Below are 20,872 nucleotides of genomic sequence, written 5' to 3' on the forward strand. Positions count from 1 at the left end.
GGAACTGCGTGTTTAGTCTCTCGCGAAGACTTCCGGGTCCGGATCGGCGAAAAACTTGTTGTGCAGCCGGCGTACCGCCTCGGGCACGTCGTCCTCGTTGATCACGAACGTGATGTTGATTTCCGACGCCCCCTGCGAAATCATGCGCACGTTGATGTCACCCAGCGCCGTGAACACCTTCGCCGCCACGCCAGGGGTCTCGCGGATGTCGTCGCCCACCATGCACACGATCGCGTTTCGCCCCCGGTATTGCACGTCCGCCATCTTCTCCAGGTCGGCCGCGATCGCCGGGATCGCCTCGTTGGAATCCACCGTCAGGGAGACGCTCACCTCCGAGGTCGACACCACGTCCACCGCGCAGCGATGCCGGTCGAACACTTCGAAGATGGACTTCATGAACCCGTGCGCGCCCAGCATGCGCGTCGCCACGATATCCACGATCGTGATCCGCTTTTTGGCCGCGATTGCCTTGAACGCGTTGCGGCAGTGCGGCGCGCGCGCGGTGATGCGCGTTCCCTCGTTGGCCGGGTTCCGCGAATTCAGCACGTGCACCGCGATATTTTTCTGAATCGCCGGCAGCAGCGTGGAGGGATGCAGCACCTTCGCCCCGAAATACGCCAGTTCCGCCGCTTCTTCGAATCCGATGGACTTGATGCGCAGCGCGTCCGGGCAAAGGTTGGGATCGGTGGTCTTCATCCCGTCCACGTCGGTCCAGATCTCGATGCGCTCGGCGCCCAAGGCCGCACCCACGATGGCCGCGGAGAAATCCGACCCGCCGCGGCCGATCGTCGTGGTCGTGCCTTCGCGGGTCGCCCCGATAAAACCGCCCATCACCGCCACGCACTTCTTCAGCGCCAGCGGACGCAGGCGCGCGCGCACGTTGTCGTTGGTGTCGTCCATCTGCGGGATGGCCTTGCCGTGATTCGCGTCGGTGACGATGCACTCGCGCGGGTCGACCAGCACCGCTTTCAGCCCATGCGAGCGGAAAGCCGCCGTCACCAGCTTGCTGGAAAGCCGTTCGCCGTAGGAGAGCACGTTGTCGGTGGTGCGCGCCGTCAACTCGCCGACCGCCGCGATGCCGCGCAGCAACTCGTCCAGGGCATCGAAATCCGCTTCCAGTTCGCTGTGAAGCTGTCCGAAGACCGCGCTGCCCAGCAACTCCGATGCCGCGTTGTAGTGCCTTTCGCGGACCGCGCGCGAGAGCTGGAGCGCGCTCTCGCGGTCGCCCGAACCCGCCGCCCGGGCCATCGCCACCAACTGGTCGGTGACCTTGGCCATGGCGCTGACCACCACCACCGGGTCCTGCGCTAGCCGGCTGCACACGATGTCGGCCGCGCGCGCGATCGCCGTCGCGTCTTCCACCGAGGTGCCGCCGAATTTCATCACAATCATCGGCGGCCCCCGGAATCGAGCCACAGAGGACACACAGGTTTTTCAATCTGAAGAAAACAGTTCGTCGCCGGCAGACGAATACCGACGCCCAGGGAAATTGCTATTCCTGTGTTTCCTCCGTGTCCTCTGTGGCTAGAAACGGTCATTTGAATCGACGGCTAGTCTCCGAGGTATCCCTGCGCCTTGAGCAGCTCGGCATTGAGTAACGCCGCGCCCGCCGCGCCGCGGATGGTGTTGTGCGAGAGCACCGTGAACTTCCAGTCGAGCACGCCGCACGGCCGCAGACGGCCTACCGTGGCCGACATGCCCGCACCGCGGTCCACGTCGAAGCGCGGCTGCGGCCGGTCGGGCGCCGTGTCATAAATTACCGGCTGCTCCGGCGCGTTGGGCAGCCGCAACTCCTGCGGCACGCCGCGAAAACTGCGCCACACCTCGATAATCTCTTCCGCCCGCGCCGGCTTCTCCAGCTTTACCGACACTGACTCGGTATGCCCGTCTTCCACCGCCACGCGGTTGCACTGCGCGCTCATGGCGAACTCGGCGGAGTGAATGCGCGACGCGTCGGCGCGGCCCAGCAGCTTGCGCGTCTCCGCCTCCATCTTCTCTTCCTCGTTCGCGATATAAGGAATCACGTTGCCGAGGATGTCGAGCGACGCCACCCCGGGGTAGCCCGCCCCGCTGACCGCCTGCATGGTGACGGCCATCACCTTCTGCAGGCCAAAGCTCCGATGCAACGGCCCCAGCGCCATCACTAGCCCGATGGCGGAGCAATTCGGATTGGTGACCACGAATCCGCCGCAGTCCTGCCGCCAGCGTTGCGCGCGGATCACCCTCACGTGATCGGCATTCACTTCGGGAACCACCAACGGGACGTCTTCCTGCATGCGCAGCGCGCTGGAGTTGGTAACCACGGCGCATCCGCTGGCGGCGAAACACGGCTCCAGTTCGCTGGCGATGCCGGCGTCCAGCGCGGCGAAGATCACGCGCGGCGCTCCCTCCGGTGTCGCCGGGGAAATCTTCATCCGCGCCAGGCGCGCGGGAATCGGCGTTCGCAGCTGCCAGCGCACGATTTCCCCATACACCCGCCCGGCCGAGCGGTCCGACGCCGCCAGCCACGCCGGCTCAAACCACGGGTGGTGCTCCAGCAGTTGGATGAACCGCTGTCCGACCACTCCCGTCGCGCCCAGGATTCCCACAGGGATTTTCGATGGCATGGCGTCGTAGCCCTCTTCCGGTCACCGGGCCGGAGGATGCTCGCACCAGCGCACAAGTTCCGGAAAGGATATTTCGGATTTTACACGAATTCCGCGCTGCTCTTTTCTGTTCGCGCGGTGATAAGCTCCGCTGTTCAGCGGGGGAGGTCCGTGGTCCCCGACGGAGGCGCCATGCCGGAGCTTCGCCAGAACCGCTTCACCAAGGAGTGGGTCATCATGGCGACGGAGCGCGCCAAGCGCCCGGAGGATCTCCGCGTCCAGCGCGACTCCCGTCCGCCTCTGCCCGCCTATTCGGAGAAATGCCCGTTCTGCCCTGGCAATGAGCGGCTCGCTCCGCCCGCGGTGATGGCCATCCCCGGTGATGGCAAGTGGGAGGTCCGCATTGTGCCCAACAAATTCGCCGCGCTTTCCCGCGAAGGCGAGCCCTGGCGCAAGATCGAGCGCTCGCGCCGCAGCATGAACGGCGTCGGCATTCACGAGGTCATCGTCGAGACGCCGAACCACGCGCTCACCACCGCGCTCCTGCCGGTGGAAAACGTCGCCGCAATCCTGCGCGCCTACCGGCGGCGCTTCACCGAGATCAGCGCCGACCCGCGCATCGCCCACGTCACCATCTTCAAGAACCATGGCGTCGGCGCCGGTACCAGCCTCGAGCACTCGCACTCGCAGTTGATCGGCACCCCCGTCATCTCCTCGCAAGTCCGCCACCGTGTGTACGAAGCCCTGCGCCACTACGACGAATTCGGCGAGTGCATTTTCTGCGAGGCCATCCAAGAGGATCTCGCCGAACCCACGCGCGTGGTCATTACCACCCAACACTTCTTCGCCGTCGAGCCCTTTGCCTCTTCCACCCCGTTCGCCACCTACATTTATCCCCACCGCCACATGGCCAGCTTCGGCGCCATCGGCGACGCCGAGATTGTGGATCTCGCCACGGTGCTGAAGACCGTGCTCGCCAAGTTTTACGTTGGATTGCAGAACCCGGATTTCAACTACACCATTCGCACCGCGCCCCACGAGAACGCCGGCGTTCTCTACTACCATTGGTATTTGAGCGTGATCCCGCGCCTGACGCGCATCGCCGGCTTCGAGCTCGGTTCCGGCATGTTCATCAACACGGTGCTGCCGGAAGCGGCGGCGGAGTTTCTGCGCAACCAGAAGGTGGATTTGGCCGCGGCGGAGGCGGATTAGGTCCTATTTCCTAATGCGCCTGCAACCTGAAGCCTAATCCCGCACCACTTCCGTCGCGTCGGCTGCGATATAGATGCGAATCAGTTTATAGTTTTTGTCCAGCCACAGCCCCCAATCCATGCCTTCGCTCTGCAAGTTGAAGCGGCTGAGCTCGCGCTTCTGACCGTGCACATTGACCGTCTCTAGTCCGACATAGGCAATGTTAACCAGCAACGACGTTCTCTGCCGCGGGATCAGCGCCCCAAACTGAGCGGGTTGCAACTTGCAGGCCGGGCTGCCCGGCTCAGGCCGGCAGTTGGCTGCCAGGTAGCGCCACGCCAGCACTTCCCGCTGCGAGAAGAAATAATCGTCTAGGATCACCGTGGACGGCGGCAGGATGTAGGGCTGATCAATCGGCTTGACGGTCGGCCCGGTGCTGATGTGCTGCACCAGGAACCGATCTTGCGGCTCGATGGTCGTCTGCGCCTTGGTCGGGCTGAGCTCGTTCCACGTATAGCGCCGCAGGTCGCCGTTGGGCGCGATTACCAGTTCGGCAGTCTGCACCGCCTTGGTGGCGCCCTCCTCGACCTTGAATTCCGACTTCGCGACGCTCATGTCCGCCATCTGCTCGATCTGGAACTTCTCGGTGGCCACCCGTTTCCCATGCACGAAGATTCCGAACGATCCCGAGTCCACGACATTTCCCACCGGTGCGGCAGCTTTTTTGTCCGCGGCGAAACCCACCGCGGATATCGCGATCAGCAGCAGCGCGATTCTTCGTGAAGACCTCATGAGTGCCCTCGCCATTACCGTAACAGGCCAACGCCTAAAAACGAACAGCCAAAAGCTCTTCCACAACCTGCTCCGGCGTCTTGCCGCCGGTTTCGACACGCAAGTCCGCTGCCATGTAACCGCTGCGCCGCGCTTCGTACAACTGGCGAAATTGGTTCTCGCCGCGAAACAGCGGGCGCTCGACTGCTTGGCCGGCACACCGCCGCCGCAGCTCTTCCACGCTCGCATCCAGGAAGATCGCCGGCGCGCCCGTTTGCCGCAGCAGGGCGGCATTCTCCGCCCGCACAAACGCTCCGCCACCGAGCGCAACAACGACTCCTTTATCCGCGGTCATCCCGAGCGCGCACGCGCCCATCAACCGGCCGCGCCGGTTTTGCGCGGCGGATTGGCGCGTCCGAGTCGAGGGACCTTGCGTTTCCTTTCCTTCCAGCAGCGCCCGCAAGCACTCACCCTCCACCTTGCGAAAATATTCTTCCCCCGAATCGCGGAAAATCTCCCCGATCTCCCGCCCTTCGCGCTCGCGGATGCGGTCATCCAGGTCCACGAAGCTCCATCCCAACCGCTGCGCCAGCATCCGCCCGACCGTGGTTTTCCCCGCGCCCATGAATCCCACGAGGAGAATTCGATCGATGGCCGATGGTCGTTGGTCGATGGCCAAACCTTTACCGCCGAAGCGACCGCGCGCCCTTCGCAACGACATTCGTCGCTTGCAGCGCCACGCGCGAACTACTCACTACCAACCACTGACTACTGCTTTTTGACTCGGATTCTACCACTGAAGGTACGCAGCCTCACGGCCGACGCGCCCGCATTCGACGTGCCTGCGAACGACTTGCCTTGGTTCAGCGCCATGATGGGATGGACGGGCGCTTGGAGAGGAAAATCATTTTCCACTGTGCCCGCGACCGTGCGCGCAGTCACGTCCACCGACGCGCTCGGCGACAGGCTGACATCGATATTGCCGGAGTGGGTGGTCAGCGAATACTGCCCGCCGCCGCCAAAATCGCCGCTGTACGCAATCGCCCCGCCGGTGGTACTTACCGACACGACCCTTCCCACGACATGATTCAGCATCACCGACCCGCCCACCGAGGTCGCTTCCACGAACCCGCCGTTCAGGTTACTCAGCGTAATCGGCCCGGCGACGGTGCGCACCCGCACATGCCCGTTGCCGTCACGCACTTCGACCTGTCCGGTGTCGACGTCCACCGAAACATCGCCGCCGACGCCCTGCACCTGTACCGGCCCGCTGGCGGTTCGAATCATCACGTTGGCATCGGCGGGAACCTGGAGGTCGTACTCCACGCGGCCATCGCTCTCGCCGGTCTTCTGCAGGAAACGAGTGCGCACTGCAACCCGGTTGCCATTCTGCGCCGCATCCACCTCGACCTTCGACGAACCCGGCGTCGCGCTCACCAACACCTGGTTCACAACGGAAGCCCGCAGCCGTACCGACCCGTAATCGTTGACCACGGAAATGGTTGCGCCGCGTGTCACCGTATAACGGAACTCCTTCTTGCCGGCGGCAGAAGCGGTCGTTGCCAGGGCGATGACTGCCAGCAGGCCCAGGGTCGCGCTGCGTGAGGTGTTTGACATTTCCTTGCCGCCCCGCACTCGCCGGGGCTCAACTCCATTCACTGCGTTGCCAGCTCGTAGAGCAGCGCTTTCTGCTGGTAGGCCCGCATCAGCGACTGCCGCGCGTCCTCGTCGTCCGGGTTTTGCTCCAGCGTCTTCTTTGCGTCCGCAATGGATGCGTTAACCTGCTGGAGAGTGCTCTGGTAGGTGGAGGCGCTGCTCGGACGTGACGCCGCCACCTGCTGCAGCAACAGTTCGTCGTCCTGCTCGGTGGGTACGGTGTTCAGGGAAACCGTCTGCAAGGGCGGGGTAATGTTTTCGACGCTAGCAGCGGCTTGCTGCTGGCGGCTGCGCTCCACCAGGAATGCGCTAAAGACCACCAGGATGATCACCCCCAGCGCTGCGATCCACGAGATGGGCCCTAGAAGGCGCCCCCTGGAGCGGGCGGGCTTGATCCGCCCCTCGCGCTCCAAGGAAGCCTTAATGCCCTCCCATACCTGCGGGGAAGGATCCTCCATCGGCACCAGCAGCTTGGCCTGCTCGACGATGTACTTCAGGTCTGCGACCAGGTCGGAACAGACCGCGCACTCGCGCAGGTGTCGTTCCTGCTCCGCATTTCCCCCGGTCTCGATGATGTAGGGTAGGACCCTTTGAAATTCTGCGCAGCTCATGACTCCCTCTCCCCGGTTTCCCAGCCCGATCACGATTTCCTCCTCAAGCCCGCTTGGCGGCCTTTTCGGCTCTGCTGGGCTTGAGCAGGTCGCGCAGCTTCATGCGCGCCTTGTGGAGCTGGGACTTGCTGTTGCCGATAGAACATCCCATCATCTCGGCAATCTCGTTGTGCTCGTATCCCTCAATATCGTGCAATACGAAAATAATGCGATAGCCGGGCGGCAGACTCTCGATCGACCGCTCCAGGTTGAGCCGGTCGATCGAGCCGGCCAACACGTTGTCGCGCGCCCCGATGTCCTTTCTTGGGCCGTCCTCCTGCTGTGGTTCCAGGCTCTCCTCCAGCGAAACTTCCGGCAGACCCTTCTTGCGCAGGCGCATCAGCACCACGTTGACCGCCAGCCGGTGCAGCCAGGTGGAAAATGCACTCTCGCCGCGGAAGGTGGCGATCTTGCGATAGAGCTGCAGGAACGCCTCCTGCGTCAGGTCCTCCGCTTCGGCGATGTTGCCCGTCATGCGCAGGCAAAGCGAATAGACACGCCGCTTGTGCAGGGCGTACAGCCCGGCAAACGATTCCCCGTCGCCCTGCTTGGCTCTTTCGATCGCTTCAGCCTCGGAGAGCCCGGACGCTATGGTTTTCTTTTGCTGTGTCAATGCCTTCTTCAGGCCGCTTTCATTGAGATGCGGCTCAATAGCGGGCCGTTGTAAATCACTTTCAGGTTGAGCTGCGCCCAACAGGACCGCTACTGGCTAACGCCAAGACCAGTTAGATTAGCTTAAGTCGGTGCGCGGCTGCACTAGAGAGAGCAGAAGGGGTGCTTTGGTTGCCTGAGCTTAGCGTTACGGCGGCAATTTCCGGTGAGCACCGTTTACCATAAGGATATTAACGCGATTCGAAGAATGTTGAGGATGCTCCCTTTGCTTCTAAAAGGAAATTTACGAACTATCTTGTATTCAATGGGTTGCGAGCATTTGTGGGCAAGGGACAGCCCTCTTGCCTGTTACGAGCTTTTCGCCGTAATGGTTTCCAGCCCGTGCGAGTTCGGGCCCATCTCGTTGCGGCGCAGCAGCCAGGAGAAAAAGACGGCGAAGAAGCCCAAGGCGGAGAAGATCCACATCCCCAGCGCGTACCCGCGAGGATTCTGGGCGCCGGCGTGGGAGTGATCATTGGCCCAGCCGATCGTCAGGTTGAATCCAGCCAGGCCGATGTTCTGGATCATAGTCATCAGCCCGTACGCGGTTCCCAGCTTCGCTTGCGGCACGATGTAAGCCACCGACGGCCAAAGGATCGCCGGTACCAGCGAGAATGCCACCCCCATCATGGCCATCGGCACGTAGAGCGAGATGCTGGTGTAAGCCATCATCAGATACACGGGAATCAGCAGGAAGGAGCCGGCCATCATGAGCAGCGTGCGCCGCCCGATCTTGTCCGCCACCAGGCCGAAGGCCGGCGTGCCGAACATGGTGAACAGCGTCAGAATGCTGACCAGGAAGCCGCCCAGCTCGCGCGAGGTGCCGTGCGCTTCGATGAAAAACTTGATGGCGAAAGTTTCGAAGGGAAAAATCGCGGAATAGAAGGTAATGCAGAGCAGCACGATATACAGATAGGAGATGCCGAACATTCGACGGCTGGTGATCAACAGCCTGGTTCCGACCACGGTCACGACAGCCCAGAAAAAATACGTCCAGTCGCTTTCGGGATAGAGCGCGACGGCGATCAGCGCAACAGCGAAAACAATCCACACCGGATCGCGCCAATTCCAATCCTGGCTGAATTCCTTGAGGTCAACCTTGTCGGTTGGGCCGGCCTGTCCGAGCGCATAATTTTTCTCGGCATAGACTTCCATGACCCAGTAGATCAGCGGGCCGATGATGCACAGGCTTCCAAACGCCACCGCGATCAGCAGCGGCGAGCGCCAGTTTTGATACGCGCCTTTGGCCCAGGTCGGCGAGTTCTGCGCCAGCCAGGAGCCGAAGCGGGCAATCATCAGGTTGATGCCGAAGGCGAAGCTGAGTTCTTTGCCGCGGAACCACTTGGCCACGGCTGTGGTCACCGCCACGATCAGCGATTCCGCGCCCAGCCCGAAGATCAGCCGCCCCGCAGCCATGACCTGCAACTGCGGCGCAGCGACCGTTACTGCTGCCCCAATCGTGCACAGCGCGCCGAAGATGAGCGTGGACTTGCGCAGGCCCAGCCGGTCCACCAGGATTCCGCCCACCAACACCATGAACACGTTGGGAATGCTGTAAATCGCCTGCAGCAGGCCGATGTTGGAGTCGGAGAAATGCAGTTGCTTGGCGAGCAGGTCGGCCACCGGAGCGATGCAGTCGTACACGTAGTAATTGCCGAACATCGCCAGGCTGATGATGGCCAGCACCGCCCAGCGATAGAAGCGGGAAGGCTCCAGCCTCGCCGCAGCGGCAGGATTGGTTGTGGAATCGCTCATGGGCAGCTCCGCGCATTTGCGCGGAAGAGGTGAGAATATCAGAAGACAGGCAGCAGGCTGCGGGCTTCAGGCTTTGGGCTGCTCCTACGACCTGTGTGAGAATGCTCAGTCGTGCCCACGGCACTGGACGATTTTTCCCTCCATGTCCCGTCACTGAAGCGACGGGCTATTTTCAACCGCCCCGTTGGGGCTCCGCTGTTGCGGTTACGTGCCACCGGCAATCATTCAGACTGATTCTCAAACAGACGCTTATGAGCCGACGAAGCGGGCGTAGAAGCTGCGGGCGATGGCGGTGTCGGTGGTGCCCTTGATGATGGCGCGGCCGTCGGGGAAGAGAGTCAGTTCGTAGGGGTCGCGCCAGAACTTCAGGACGAACTCGTTGTGGCGCACGGTTCCATGCGGTTGGAGGCGCTGGGTGAGTTCGTCGAAGTCGATGGGCCGCTGGCGCTCGTGGATCTGCACCGAATTCCGCCCGCAAAGGGTGATGTGCGGGCGCTGCTTGCCGGCGAGGTGGACGAAGTCGCGCTCACCGCAGGCGCGACAATCGGCGCGTGCGTGCTGAACCGTGATTTCGGAGCGCTGGTTGCTCCAGAGGTCGAAGGAGAGCAGCGTGTTGCGCATGGTCTGGGTGGCGCCGACCAGCAACTTGAGAGCTTCCGTGGCTTCGATGGCGGCGACGGTTGCGGCCGCCGAATTCAGGATGCCGGCGGTATCGCAGGTCTCAAAGCTGCCGCGTGGCGACTCGGGAAAAACGCAAGCGAGGCACGCGGTCTCACCGGGCAGCACGTTCATGGTCACGCCGTAGCTGGCGACGGCGGCGGCATAAATCCACGGGAGGCGCTCGCGCACCGCGTAGTCATTGATCAGGTAACGGGTTTCAAAATTGTCGGTGCCGTCGAGAATGAGTTGCGCGCCGGCCAGTAGTTGCTCGATGTTCTCGGGCGTGAGGTCGGCGACGTGGGGTTCGACGACGATATCGGAGTTGCAGGCGGCGATCTTGCGCGCGGCGGCAATCGCCTTGGGCAAGGATTCGGCGGCGTCGGCCTCGTCGAAGAGGGCCTGGCGCTGGAGATTGCTGGGCTCGACGTAATCGCGGTCGATGATGCGAACGGTTCCGACACCGGCGCGCGCCAGCAGTCCCGCCACGGTCGAGCCGGTGGCGCCGCAGCCGACGATGGCCACGCGCGACTGGCGCAGGCGCTGCTGGCCGGCAGCGCCGATGCCGTGGAACAACACCTGGCGCGAATAGCGTTCCTCGGGAGTCAACGACATTGCCGGCCCTGCTGGGGTCACACAGTATTATAAGTGGCGATAGTGCTGAGCTCCGGGCCGAAGCAGAGCAACAGAATTCCAGCCCAAGCTCATCGAAACAGAGACCCGGACAGCCCTTTGACATCAGGCATGGCATTGTCGAAGACCCACATCCGCCAAAACCGGGCAGATGCGGGGCGCCGATTGGGTGTATTGGTCCTGGTCTGCGGGGTAGTGTGCGCCTCGGCTCAGCAGCAACCGGCGGCGATGGCGGTCCCACCTGGGCCGGCGAGTCGGAGTTCGTCGGCGGTGGCCGCGCTGAGCAACTTAAACCCCTACCAGGGATTGCCGGTGGGGAAGGTGGAGTTCCGCGGCTTGCAGGCCGATGCGCCGGTGACGGAGCATCTGCGGCAACTGGTGGCGCAAAACCTGGGCGGGCCGCTGGACCGTCAGAAGCTGGGCCGCGCCATGCGCGCGCTGTACGCCACCGGGCGATTCGCAGACCTGCAGGTGGAGGCGCAACGCAGCCCGCAGAACGAAGTCTCGCTGGTGTTTGTGGCCACGGAAAACCTGTTTATCGGCGCGACCACGGTGTCCGGCGCACCCAAGCGGCCGAGCGCGGCGCAACTGCGCGACGCCAGCAAATTGGAACTGGGGAAGTTGTACAGCCCAGCGGCGGTTGAGCAGGGCCTGCAGCGGATGAAGAGCCTGCTGACCGACAACGGCTACTTCCAGGGGACGATCACGGTAAACGAGGAGCGCCATCCTGAGTTGCAGCAGATCAATCTGCATTTCAGCGTGACGCCGGGCGCGCTGGCGAGGATTGGACGGGTGACTGTGGACGGCAGCCCTGGGCTGAGCGACGAGGAAATCCTGCGCATCGCCAAGCTGCACCCGGGTGACAAGGTGAACACCGAGCACACCACACGGGCGTTAACGCGGCTGCGCAAGCGCTTTTCCAAGATGGAGCGACTGGAAGCGCAGATCTCGATCACCGACCGGCGGTATCAGGCGGAGAGCAACACGCTGGACTACGTGTTCCGCATCGTGCGCGGGCCGGTGGTGAACATCAGCGTGTCGGGGGCAAGCATCAGCGAGAGCAAGTTGCGGCGGTACATCCCGGTGTATGAAGAGCACGCGGTGGACGACGACCTGCTCAACGAGGGCCGGCGCAACCTGCGCGACTACCTGCAGACGCAGGGCTACTTCGATGCCGTAGTGGAGTACACCCATCGGCACGACCCTCAGCAGCCGCAGAGGGTGGAGATCGTGTACACCGTCGAAGCGGGCGCGAAGCACGAGCTAACGAACATTTATATCGAGGGCAACAAGTATTTTGCGAGGGGCCTTATCCGGGAACGCATGGCGATCCAACCGGCGAGCCTGCTGATGCGGCACGGGCGGTTCAGCCAGGAGTTGCTCACGCGCGACACCGATAACGTCCGCGATCTCTACCTGGCCAACGGGTTCGAGCACGTCAAGGTCAGCGGCAGCTTCCAGGACGATTACGGCGGGCAGGTCGGGCGGATGGCGGTGTTCATCAAGATTGACGAGGGGCCGCAGACGCTGGTTTCGTCGCTGGCGATCGCCGGCACGCAGGTGATCGCCGAAGACCAATTGCGGCCCTTGTTGACCACGGTGGAGGGGCAGCCGTATTCGGAAACCAACGTTGCCCAGGACCGCGATACCATCCTGAATTACTACTTCGACCACGGCTTCCCCGACGCGACGTTTACCGCGTCGGCCAAGCCGGTGGAGGGCGATGCGACGCGGGAAACCGTGGGCTATCTCATCCAGGAAGGGCCGCAGGTATTTGTGGATCGCATTATCGACTCGGGGCTGCATTACACCAAACCGGGCATCGCCAAGCGGCAGTACCAGATCAAGCCGAAGGACCCGCTGAGCCAGTCGCGAATGCTGGACACGCAGCGGAGGCTCTATGACCTGGGCGTGTTCAATGCGGTCAACATGGCGGTGCAGAACCCGGACGGGCAGTCGCGCTACAAGGACTTGTACCTGCAATTCGAGGAAGCGCGACGGTGGAATTTCACCTACGGCTTCGGCATCGAGGTGCAGAGCGGGGCATTCGGCACACGCGAGATTCCGCAGGGCACCACCGGGGTGAGTCCGCGCGTCAGCTTCGACGTAACCCGCATCAACTTCGGAGGGCGCGCCCACACCATGAGTTTCAGCTCGCACGTGGGCCGGCTGGAACAGCGGGCGCTGGCCATCTACGACGCGCCGCACTTTCTGGCGACCGATTATTTGCGGTTCACCGCGAGCGCGTTCTACGACAATTCGCTCGACGTGCGCACGTTTACTTCGCAGCGGCTGGAAGGTTCCATGCAGTTGGAGCAGATCGTCAGCAAGGCCACGAGCCTGCTTTATCGGCTGACGTACCGCCGTGTGCGCGCCAGCGACCTGTTGATCTCGCCCATCCTGGTGCCGCTGTTCTCACAACCGGTGCGCGTGGGCATGCCGAGCCTGACCTACATCCGCGACCGGCGGGACGACCCCATCGATACCCATAACGGAAATTACAATACCTTCGACACGGGAGTCGCGGCACGAGTGTTTGGGTCGGAAGCGACTTTCGGGCGTTTCCTGGGGCAAAACACGACGTATCATCCTTTTCATAAGCGGCGGTGGGTGTTTGCCCGGAACCTGCGAGTGGGTTTGGCGCAGACGTTCGGGCCGACGGACCTGTTGCCGCTGCCAGAGCGGTTCTTCGCTGGCGGGGGGAACTCGCTACGCGGATTCGCCATCAACCAGGCGGGCCCCCGCGACCTCACCACCGGCGAGCCGCTGGGCGGGAATGCCATGGTGGTGAACAGCTTCGAGCTGCGCACGCCGACCGTGGCGCTGCCCTGGCTCGGCAACAACATGGGGTTCGTCATCTTTCACGATGCGGGCAACGTTTTTGCGACGCCGCACGACCTGTTCAACAGCCTGTTGAAATGGTCGCAGCCGCACCCCGGCCTGTGCACGCAGGCGAGCACGGCCAAGCAGTGCGACTTCAATTACATTTCGCACGCCGTGGGCGGGGGAATCCGCTACCGGACGCCGATCGGCCCGGCGCGGCTGGATTTCGGGTACAACTTCAATCCGCCGGTGTTCGGCGTGTACCCGGACGCGAGCAACAACTTCGCGCCCTTTCACTGGCAAACAGCGAGGCACTTCAATTTCATTTTCAGCATCGGGCAGACGTTCTGATGCGGCGCGCGCTCCAAGTCGTCCTGCTGTTGCTGGCCGGCGCGGACGTGTCGGCGGGACAGGTGGTCATCGACCGCCTGGTGGCGACGGTGAACGGGCAACCGATCCTGCAAAGCGATTGGGACGTGGCGCTGCGCTGCGAGGCGCTTCTTGATCGCAAAGAACTGCAGTTCACGCCCGAGGCGGCGCGCGGCGCGCTGGAGAGGCTGATTGACCAGGAACTACTGCGGCAGCAGATTCGTACGTTCCAGCTAAAGCCGATCGGGGAAGAGGAGCTGCACCGACGCCTGCAGGAAATCCGCAAGCAGATTCCGGGCGCCGCCGATGACGCGGGCTGGCAAGCGGCGCTGCAGCGCTATGGGCTGACCCAGAGCGAGGTGGACGAACGCATCACCGACCAACTGGAGATTTTGCGCTTCGTTGACGCGCGGCTGCGTCCGACGGTGCGCGTGAACCGGCGGAGCATCGAGGAATACTACCGCGACAAGCTGCTGCCGCAACTCAAGCAGAAGGGCGCGAAGGAAGTGCCCCTGGCGGAGGTGTCGTCGCAGATCGAGGAAATCCTGTCGCAGGAATTGATGGACACCCAACTGGCGGAGTTGCTCCGCGACCTGAGGCAGCAGAGCGAGATCCACATACAACCGTCGGCGCTGCCGCCACAGGCCGGAAACACCACGTCAGGCTCACCCCAGCAAACGCAACCACCGCGCTTGCCGAGAGCTCCGGCGGAGGCGCGATGACGGAAGACGCTCACGTTTCGCGCCGCAGGCTGTTGCCGGCGATGGTGGGAATCGCGGTCCTGGCGATCGTGGCTGGCGCGGCGTGGTATCTGACCAGCGCGCGATTCAACAATTACCTACGCGGGCGGCTGGTGGCGCGGCTGGAGAGCGTCACCGGCGGGCGGGTCGAACTCGGGAAGGTAGAGTGGAAGGTCAGCAAGCTGTCGCTGGCCGCCGAAAATCTTACCATTCACGGGCTGGAAGGGCCGAAGGAAGCGCCGTACGTGCACGCCGACCGGGTGGCGCTGCAACTGAAGGTTGTGTCGGTGGCGAGAAGAAAGATCGGGCTGCAGTATTTGGAGCTGAATCGGCCGGTGATTCACCTTATTGTTCATCCCGACGGCAGCACAAATCAGCCAACACCGAAGGCGGGGCGGAGCGGGTCGTCGCTGCAGCCGCTGTTTGCGCTGCAGGCTGACCGGGTGGAAGTGCGCGACGGCGTGCTTCTCCTGAATGACAGGCGCGTACCGCTCGACCTCTCCGCCAGAGACTTGCAGGCCCAGATGTCGTACGCGGTGGTGATGCAGCGCTACGACGGCAGCATCAGCGCGCAGACGATCCGGCTGGCGTACGGCGACTACGAGCCGTTCGATTCGTCGGTGTCGGCGACGTTCAGCCTGGCGCGCAACCAGCTCGAAGTGAAGTCGGTGAAGCTGGGCGCGGGGAATTCGTTGGTGGAGGGGGCAGGCCGGATGGACGACTTTAACCATCCGCGGGTGACGATGAATTACCAGGCGCGACTGGACCTGGCGCAGATCGGCGATCTCACGCGGCTGGCACAGCTGCGAGGCGGCGTGCTGGAGTTGAAAGGCAGCGGCGCGTTCACCGCCGAGGACTTCACAACGTCGGGCATGGTGCGGATGCAGAACCTGGAGTATCGCGACCCGGCGATCCGCATTCCCGATCTGGACGGCGGTGCGGAATTCAAGTCCGAGCACAACACGCTGACCGTTCCGCACCTGTTCGCGCATGCGCTCGGCGGAAGCGTCACCGGCAACCTGGAAATCCGCAACTGGACGAGCGCGCTGAAGCCGGGCGCGCGTGCAGGGCTGGTGTCGCCGGCGGCGGATGGGGTGGCACACCTGCGGCTGCGGGCCTTGTCGGTGTCGCGGATCGCGGCGGCGATTTCCACCCGCGCGCTACCGGCGAACAAGCTGAATCCGGTGGGGTTGGCCAGCGGCACCCTGGACGTGACCTTTCGTGGGTCGCCGGCGCATTCGCACGCGCGCTTCGGCGTGCAGGTGACGCCGGTGCGGGCGACGCCGCAGCAACTGCCGGTGCAGGCGACGATCCGCGGCAGCTACGCCATCGACACGCTGGCGCTTGATCTGGTGGAGCTGAACGCGACCGCGCGCTCGCTGACCCTGGAAGCGTCGGGCACGATGGCGCGCAACAACCATCTGCGGGTGGCGCTCAAGGTCGGCAATCTGCGCGACCTGGATGCGCTGCTGACTTCGCTGCGCGGCGCGACGCGGCTGCCCGAAGGCCTGACCGGCCGCGCTACGTTTACCGGCGCCCTGACCGGCACGGTGGCCGCGCCGCAACTGGCGGGAGAAGTAGGGCTGGCGGATTTCACGCTGCCAGTGCCGCTGAAGCGGCTGGCCAGCGTGAAGCAGGCGTCGGCGCCGGCGCGCCTGGCGCACTTCGATTCGTTCACCGCCCACCTGCGCTATTCGCGGAGCCAACTCGCGCTCAACAACGCGCGGCTGCGCCGTGGCACGGAAGACCTGTTGTTCACCTTCTCCACCGCGCTGGATCAGGGTGAGTTCAGAACGACGCTGCCCCTGACGCTGAGCGCGGAAATCCGCAATTTCCAGGTCAACGATCTGCAGGGAATTTTCGGGTTTGACTATCCGCTAACCGGGGTGACGACGGCTTCGTTGCAGGTGAAAGGCACGGCCGACGATCCCATCGGCTCAGGGCACCTGCGGATCACGAATGCGACGCTGGCAGGCGAGGCTTACCCCAGCGTCGGCGCGGACGTGGTCTTTGCGAACCAAGAGGCGCAGCTTTCCAACCTAATCATTGCGCATAACGGGGCGCGCGTCACCGGCACCGCCGCGTACAACCTGAAGAGCACGGGATTTCGCTTCCACTTGCAGGGCAGCAACTTCAGCTTGGCGCAGTTCAAGCAACTGCAGTTACCGCGGCTGTCGGTGGCGGGGAGGCTCGACTTCAACGCCCGCGGGTCGGGAACTACCTCGCGCCCGGTGGTTGACGCCGACCTGCACCTCCGCGACGTGGTCCTCAATCAAGAGCGGATGGGGAACGTGGACGCCAAAGCGGTGACCAGCGCGGGCGTGATGAAGATCACGGCGCGATCGGACCGCCCGGCGGCGGAATTCATGCTCGACGGCACGGTCAACATGTACGACGATTTCCCCGCCCAACTGGCGTTGCGCTTCACGCGGCTTGACGTGGACGCGCTGCTTCATGGGTTCCTGCAAGGCCGGGCCACAGGCCACTCCTCGATCACGGGCACGGTGACGCTGGCGGGGCCGCTGCGGCAGCCGCGGCTGCTCACCATCACCGGCGATATCAGCGAGTTTTCCGCCGAGATGGAAAACGTGCGCGTGCACAACGATGGGCCGCTGCGTTTCAAGGTGGCCAGCCAGGTGGTCACGCTGGAGCAGTTCCGTCTCGCCGGAGAAGAGAACACGCAGATGACGGCGACAGGCACGATTGCGCTCAGCGGGGCGCGGGCGCTCGACCTGCGCGCCGAGGGCAACGTTCACCTGAAGCTGCTGCAAATCTGGAATCCGGCGCTGCACGCCGGCGGCATGGTGGAGTTCAACATCAACGCGCGCGGCGACCTGACCCGCCCGGTGCTGTTCGGGCGGGCGAAGTTCAACCACGCGACGCTGACGCACGTCAATTTCCCGAACGGGCTGAGCGATATCAATGGCGTTATCGTCTTCAACCAAGACCGGATGCAGATCCAGTCGCTGACCGCGACCAGCGGCGGCGGGACAATGACCTTGGGAGGGTTCGTCAGCTACGCCAACGGGCTGGCGTTCAATCTGACGGGGCAGGGCAGGAGCATCCGGCTGCGCTACCCGCAGGGCGTGAGTACGGTCCTGGATTGCGATCTGCGGCTGAGCGGGACGACCAGCAGTTCGACGTTAACGGGGACGGTGACGGTAACGCGCTTCGGCATGACGCCGCAATTCGACCTGGGACTGGCCATCGCGCGGGCGCGGCAGGCGCCGGGGCCTCCCAATCCGCGGTCGCCGCTGAACAACCTGCGGCTGGCGGTGCGCGTGGTCTCGACGCCGGAGTTGCAGGTGCAGACCTCACTAGCGCGGCTGACGGGGGGCGTTGACCTGAATCTGCGCGGTACGGCGAGCCGGCCGATCCTGCTGGGGAAGGTCAATGTCACCGAGGGGCAGGTCACGCTCAATGGGACGAATTATCAACTGGAGCGCGGCGATATTTCCTTCAGCAACCCGGTGCGCATCGAGCCGGTGCTGGACGTGGAGGCGACGACCCGGGTCCGCGACTACGACATCACGCTGGGCTTCCACGGACCGCTGGACCGGCTGGGCACGACCTATCGCTCCGATCCGCCGCTGCCGACCTCGGACATCATCGCGCTGCTGGCGTTTGGGCGCACGCGCGAGGAATCGGTGATGGCGACGGAAGCGAACCCGAGCTTCACCGAGTCGGCCTCCAGCGCTATTCTCAGCCAGGCGCTGAATTCGGCGGGCAGCACGCGCATGCAGCGGCTCTTCGGGGTGAGCCGCATCAAGATTTCGCCGGAGGTGGCAGGTTCGGAGGCGCTAGACCCGAACGCCCGGCTGACCATCGAGCAGCAGGTCACGCGCGACTTCACCGTCACCTACGTCACCGACATCACGCACTCCGGGCAGCAGATTATCCAGGTGGAATATAACTACAGCCGCAATCTGTCCATTCTGGCGACGCGCGATCAGTACGGCGTGCTGTCGTTCGACGTGCGAATCAAGCGGCGGCGGAGATGAATGGTCGATCGGCCTTTCGGTCGATCAGTCGGCGGGGGGCGTACGATTTTGCAGCCGCGAAGAAAGCGCAAGCCGATAGACTGACCGATAGACCGCAAGACCGACAGACCTTTAGAATTTCGTTCGTGCCCATCCTGCGCAGTTTGGGAACCACGCTGGAGATGATCAAGTGGGAGCACTCCGTGCTCACGCTCCCCTTTGGCCTGACCGGGGCAGTGCTGGCGGCGCGCGGCATACCCGCACCGCGGCAATTGCTGTGGATCGCCGTGGGACTGGTGGCGGCGCGCGCGGCGGCGATGTCGTTCAACCGGCTTGCCGATCACTCCTTCGACGCTGTCAATCCGCGCACCCGCACGCGCGCGTTGCCCACCCGAACCCTGACGCGGCATTTTGTGGCGGCGTTCGTCGTCGTTTCGAGTTTGTTGCTGGTATTGGCGGCGGCGGAGTTGAACCGGCTGGCGCTGTATTTGTCGCCGGTCGCGCTGGGAGTCATTCTTCTGTATTCGTACACCAAGCGCTTCACGCGCTGGTCGCACGTGGTATTGGGATTTGCCATGGGCCTGGCGCCGGCGGCGGGATGGGTAGCAGTGCGCGGGTCTCTTGATCCAAGAATTTTGATTCTTACGGCGGTGGTGACGTTCTGGGGCGGCGGATTCGATGTGCTGTACGCGTGCCAGGACTACGACTTCGATTGTCAGTCGGGGCTGCATTCCGTGCCGCGGTCTTTCGGGATTGCGCGCTCGCTGTGGATCGCGCGCGCGTTCCATGTGGTCACGCTGAGTTTGCTGGGCGTGCTGGTATACGTTTTCAGCCTGGGCGGTATTGCGATTGCGGGTGTACTGGTGGTTGGGGTGCTTCTGGCGTATGAGCATTCGCTGGTGTCGGCGAATGATTTGTCGCGGCTGAATGCGGCGTTCTTCACTATGAACGGCGTGATTTCAATGGTGTTTCTGGGGTTTGTGACGGCGAATTTTCTGGTGTGATGATTCAATCGTCCCTACGGGACTAGGTTCCCATCATTTGCGGTTACTTGGTTCATGTTGCCCCGCTTCTTCAGTATGCGGTAAATCCGTTATCATTGAGAAGTGTCCATGCACGTTTTCCAGACTGACGACGCGCGGCTGAAGCCGGTTGCCGAGAAGGTTCTCGCCCAGCAACGGCTGGAGGCAGAGGACGCGCTCGCGCTATACGCGTCCAACGACATCCTCGCCGTCGGATGGCTGGCGAATCACGTGCGCGAGCGCATGCACGGCGACAAGACCTACTTCAACGTCAACCGGCACATCAATCCGACCAACGTGTGCGTGGCGGCGTGCCGGCTGTGCGCCTTCGGCCGCAAGAAGGACGCGCCCGGCGCCTACACCATGGCGCTGGAAGAAGCATTCCAGACCGCGGCGTCGGGCTACACCGACGCGGTGACCGAATTTCACATTGTCGGCGGGCTGCATCCCGAGCTGCCGTTTCAGTACTTCCTCGACCTGATCTCCGGGCTCAAGAGGCGCTTTCCCGCGGTGCACATCAAGGCGTTCACCATGGTGGAGATCGCGTTTTTAGCGAAGATCGCGAAGCTCAGCATCCGGGAGACGCTGCTGAAGCTGAGGGCAGCGGGGGTGGATTCGCTCCCCGGAGGCGGGGCGGAGATTTTTGCCGAGCGCGTGCGTCACATCATCTGCGACCACAAGATTGACGGCCAGCAGTGGATCGATACCGCGCGGCTGGCGCACCAGTTGGGACTGAAATCGAACGCGACCATGCTGTACGGGCACATCGAGAACGACGAAGACCGGGTTGACCACCTGCTGAAACTGCGCGGGCTGCAGGACGAGACCGGCGGGTTCCAGACCTTTATCCCGCTGGCGTTTCACCCGGCGAACACGCTGCTGCAGCACCTGATGACAACCACCGGATTTGCCGACATCAAGAGCATCGCCAGCGCGCGGCTGGTGCTGGACAATTTCCCGCACATCAAGGCGTACTGGCAGATGATGACCCCGAAGATCGCGCAGATCGCGCAGCGCTTTGGGGCCGACGACCTGGACGGCACAGTGATCGAGGAGAAGATCTATCACGATGCGGGAGCAACGACGCCGCAGGGTCTGCGCCGGCAGGAGCTTATCCGCTTGATCCAGGAAGCCGGGCGCGAGCCGGTGGAGCGAGATACGCTGTATCGGCCGGTGACGCGGACGGAGACTTCGGTTACGGTGGCGGTATAGCGAGTTGCGACTCGCAAATTGCAAGTCAAGCAAAAAACTCCGCGATACACCCGAAAACTCGCGGTCGCAATCCATTCCGGGACTGCACCATTCCCGCTCCAGCACGTTTGATGCCGCAAATCGGCGCATACAACGCTTGACTATCTGCTTGCTTCTAGACAGGCAGGTGTAAAATTC

15 protein-coding genes are annotated in these 20,872 nt (G+C 63.3%); 6 read left to right on the top strand and 9 right to left on the bottom strand.

Annotated features, from left to right (window positions below; all coding sequences use genetic code 11):
- Positions 1–12 precede the first annotated feature (12 nt).
- Together lysC and asd are read right to left on the bottom strand one after the other, a co-directional pair.
- A complete protein-coding gene (gene lysC, locus LAN64_08865; GenBank protein ID MBZ5567947.1) occupies positions 13–1,392 on the bottom strand; it encodes a lysine-sensitive aspartokinase 3 in 1,380 nt (459 codons plus the stop codon).
- A gap of 158 nt (positions 1,393–1,550) precedes the next feature.
- Entirely contained in the window at positions 1,551–2,606 is a 1,056-nt protein-coding gene (gene asd / locus LAN64_08870) for an aspartate-semialdehyde dehydrogenase (protein MBZ5567948.1), read from the bottom strand.
- Positions 2,607–2,777: 171 nt separating this feature from the next.
- On the opposite strand from asd, the gene galT reads away from it, so the two are divergent.
- Positions 2,778–3,797, top strand: coding sequence for a galactose-1-phosphate uridylyltransferase (gene galT, locus LAN64_08875; protein ID MBZ5567949.1), 1,020 nt, complete (start codon positions 2,778–2,780; stop codon positions 3,795–3,797).
- A 33-nt stretch (positions 3,798–3,830) separates the two neighbouring features.
- Here galT and LAN64_08880 read toward each other — a convergent pair whose 3' ends face one another.
- From LAN64_08880 to LAN64_08910, 7 genes are all read right to left on the bottom strand, one after another.
- Entirely contained in the window at positions 3,831–4,568 is a 738-nt protein-coding gene (locus tag LAN64_08880) for a hypothetical protein (protein MBZ5567950.1), read from the bottom strand.
- A gap of 34 nt (positions 4,569–4,602) precedes the next feature.
- Entirely contained in the window at positions 4,603–5,226 is a 624-nt protein-coding gene (locus LAN64_08885) for a shikimate kinase (GenBank protein MBZ5567951.1), read from the bottom strand.
- A gap of 89 nt (positions 5,227–5,315) precedes the next feature.
- Positions 5,316–6,164 carry a DUF4097 domain-containing protein gene (locus tag LAN64_08890; protein ID MBZ5567952.1) on the bottom strand — a complete coding sequence of 283 codons (849 nt, stop codon included), beginning with the start codon at positions 6,162–6,164 and terminating at the stop codon, positions 5,316–5,318.
- Between the two features lie 38 nt (positions 6,165–6,202).
- Positions 6,203–6,814, bottom strand: a complete 612-nt coding sequence (locus LAN64_08895) for a hypothetical protein (GenBank protein MBZ5567953.1) — start codon at positions 6,812–6,814, stop codon at positions 6,203–6,205.
- 43 nt (positions 6,815–6,857) lie between these two features.
- Positions 6,858–7,466 (bottom strand): sigma-70 family RNA polymerase sigma factor, encoded by a 609-nt coding sequence (locus LAN64_08900; GenBank protein MBZ5567954.1) that lies wholly within the window; start codon positions 7,464–7,466, stop codon positions 6,858–6,860.
- Between the two features lie 347 nt (positions 7,467–7,813).
- On the bottom strand, positions 7,814–9,259 hold the full coding sequence (locus tag LAN64_08905; GenBank protein MBZ5567955.1) for an MFS transporter: 1,446 nt from the start codon (positions 9,257–9,259) through the stop codon (positions 7,814–7,816).
- A 249-nt stretch (positions 9,260–9,508) separates the two neighbouring features.
- Complete coding sequence (locus LAN64_08910) at positions 9,509–10,531, bottom strand: ThiF family adenylyltransferase (GenBank protein MBZ5567956.1); 1,023 nt, start codon at positions 10,529–10,531, stop codon at positions 9,509–9,511.
- Between the two features lie 129 nt (positions 10,532–10,660).
- Here LAN64_08910 and LAN64_08915 point away from each other — a divergent pair, with 129 nt between their 5' ends.
- From LAN64_08915 to mqnE, 5 genes are all read left to right on the top strand, one after another.
- The gene (locus LAN64_08915) at positions 10,661–13,723 is read left to right on the top strand and encodes a BamA/TamA family outer membrane protein (protein ID MBZ5567957.1); all 3,063 of its coding nucleotides are present in this window, start codon (positions 10,661–10,663) and stop codon (positions 13,721–13,723) included.
- On the top strand, positions 13,723–14,463 hold the full coding sequence (locus LAN64_08920) for a SurA N-terminal domain-containing protein (GenBank protein ID MBZ5567958.1): 741 nt from the start codon (positions 13,723–13,725) through the stop codon (positions 14,461–14,463). The genes LAN64_08915 and LAN64_08920 overlap by 1 nt, the downstream gene beginning before the upstream one ends.
- On the top strand, positions 14,460–18,482 hold the full coding sequence (locus LAN64_08925; GenBank protein ID MBZ5567959.1) for a translocation/assembly module TamB domain-containing protein: 4,023 nt from the start codon (positions 14,460–14,462) through the stop codon (positions 18,480–18,482). Before LAN64_08920 ends, LAN64_08925 begins: the two co-directional genes overlap by 4 nt.
- Positions 18,483–18,643: 161 nt before the next feature.
- On the top strand, positions 18,644–19,465 hold the full coding sequence (ubiA, locus tag LAN64_08930) for a putative 4-hydroxybenzoate polyprenyltransferase (GenBank protein MBZ5567960.1): 822 nt from the start codon (positions 18,644–18,646) through the stop codon (positions 19,463–19,465).
- Positions 19,466–19,573: 108 nt separating this feature from the next.
- Positions 19,574–20,695 (top strand): aminofutalosine synthase MqnE, encoded by a 1,122-nt coding sequence (mqnE, locus tag LAN64_08935; protein MBZ5567961.1) that lies wholly within the window; start codon positions 19,574–19,576, stop codon positions 20,693–20,695.
- The last annotated feature ends 177 nt before the right edge of the window (positions 20,696–20,872 follow it).

This window comes from Terriglobia bacterium (genome assembly GCA_020073185.1).
Lineage (GTDB): Bacteria > Acidobacteriota > Terriglobia > Terriglobales > Acidobacteriaceae > JAIQGF01.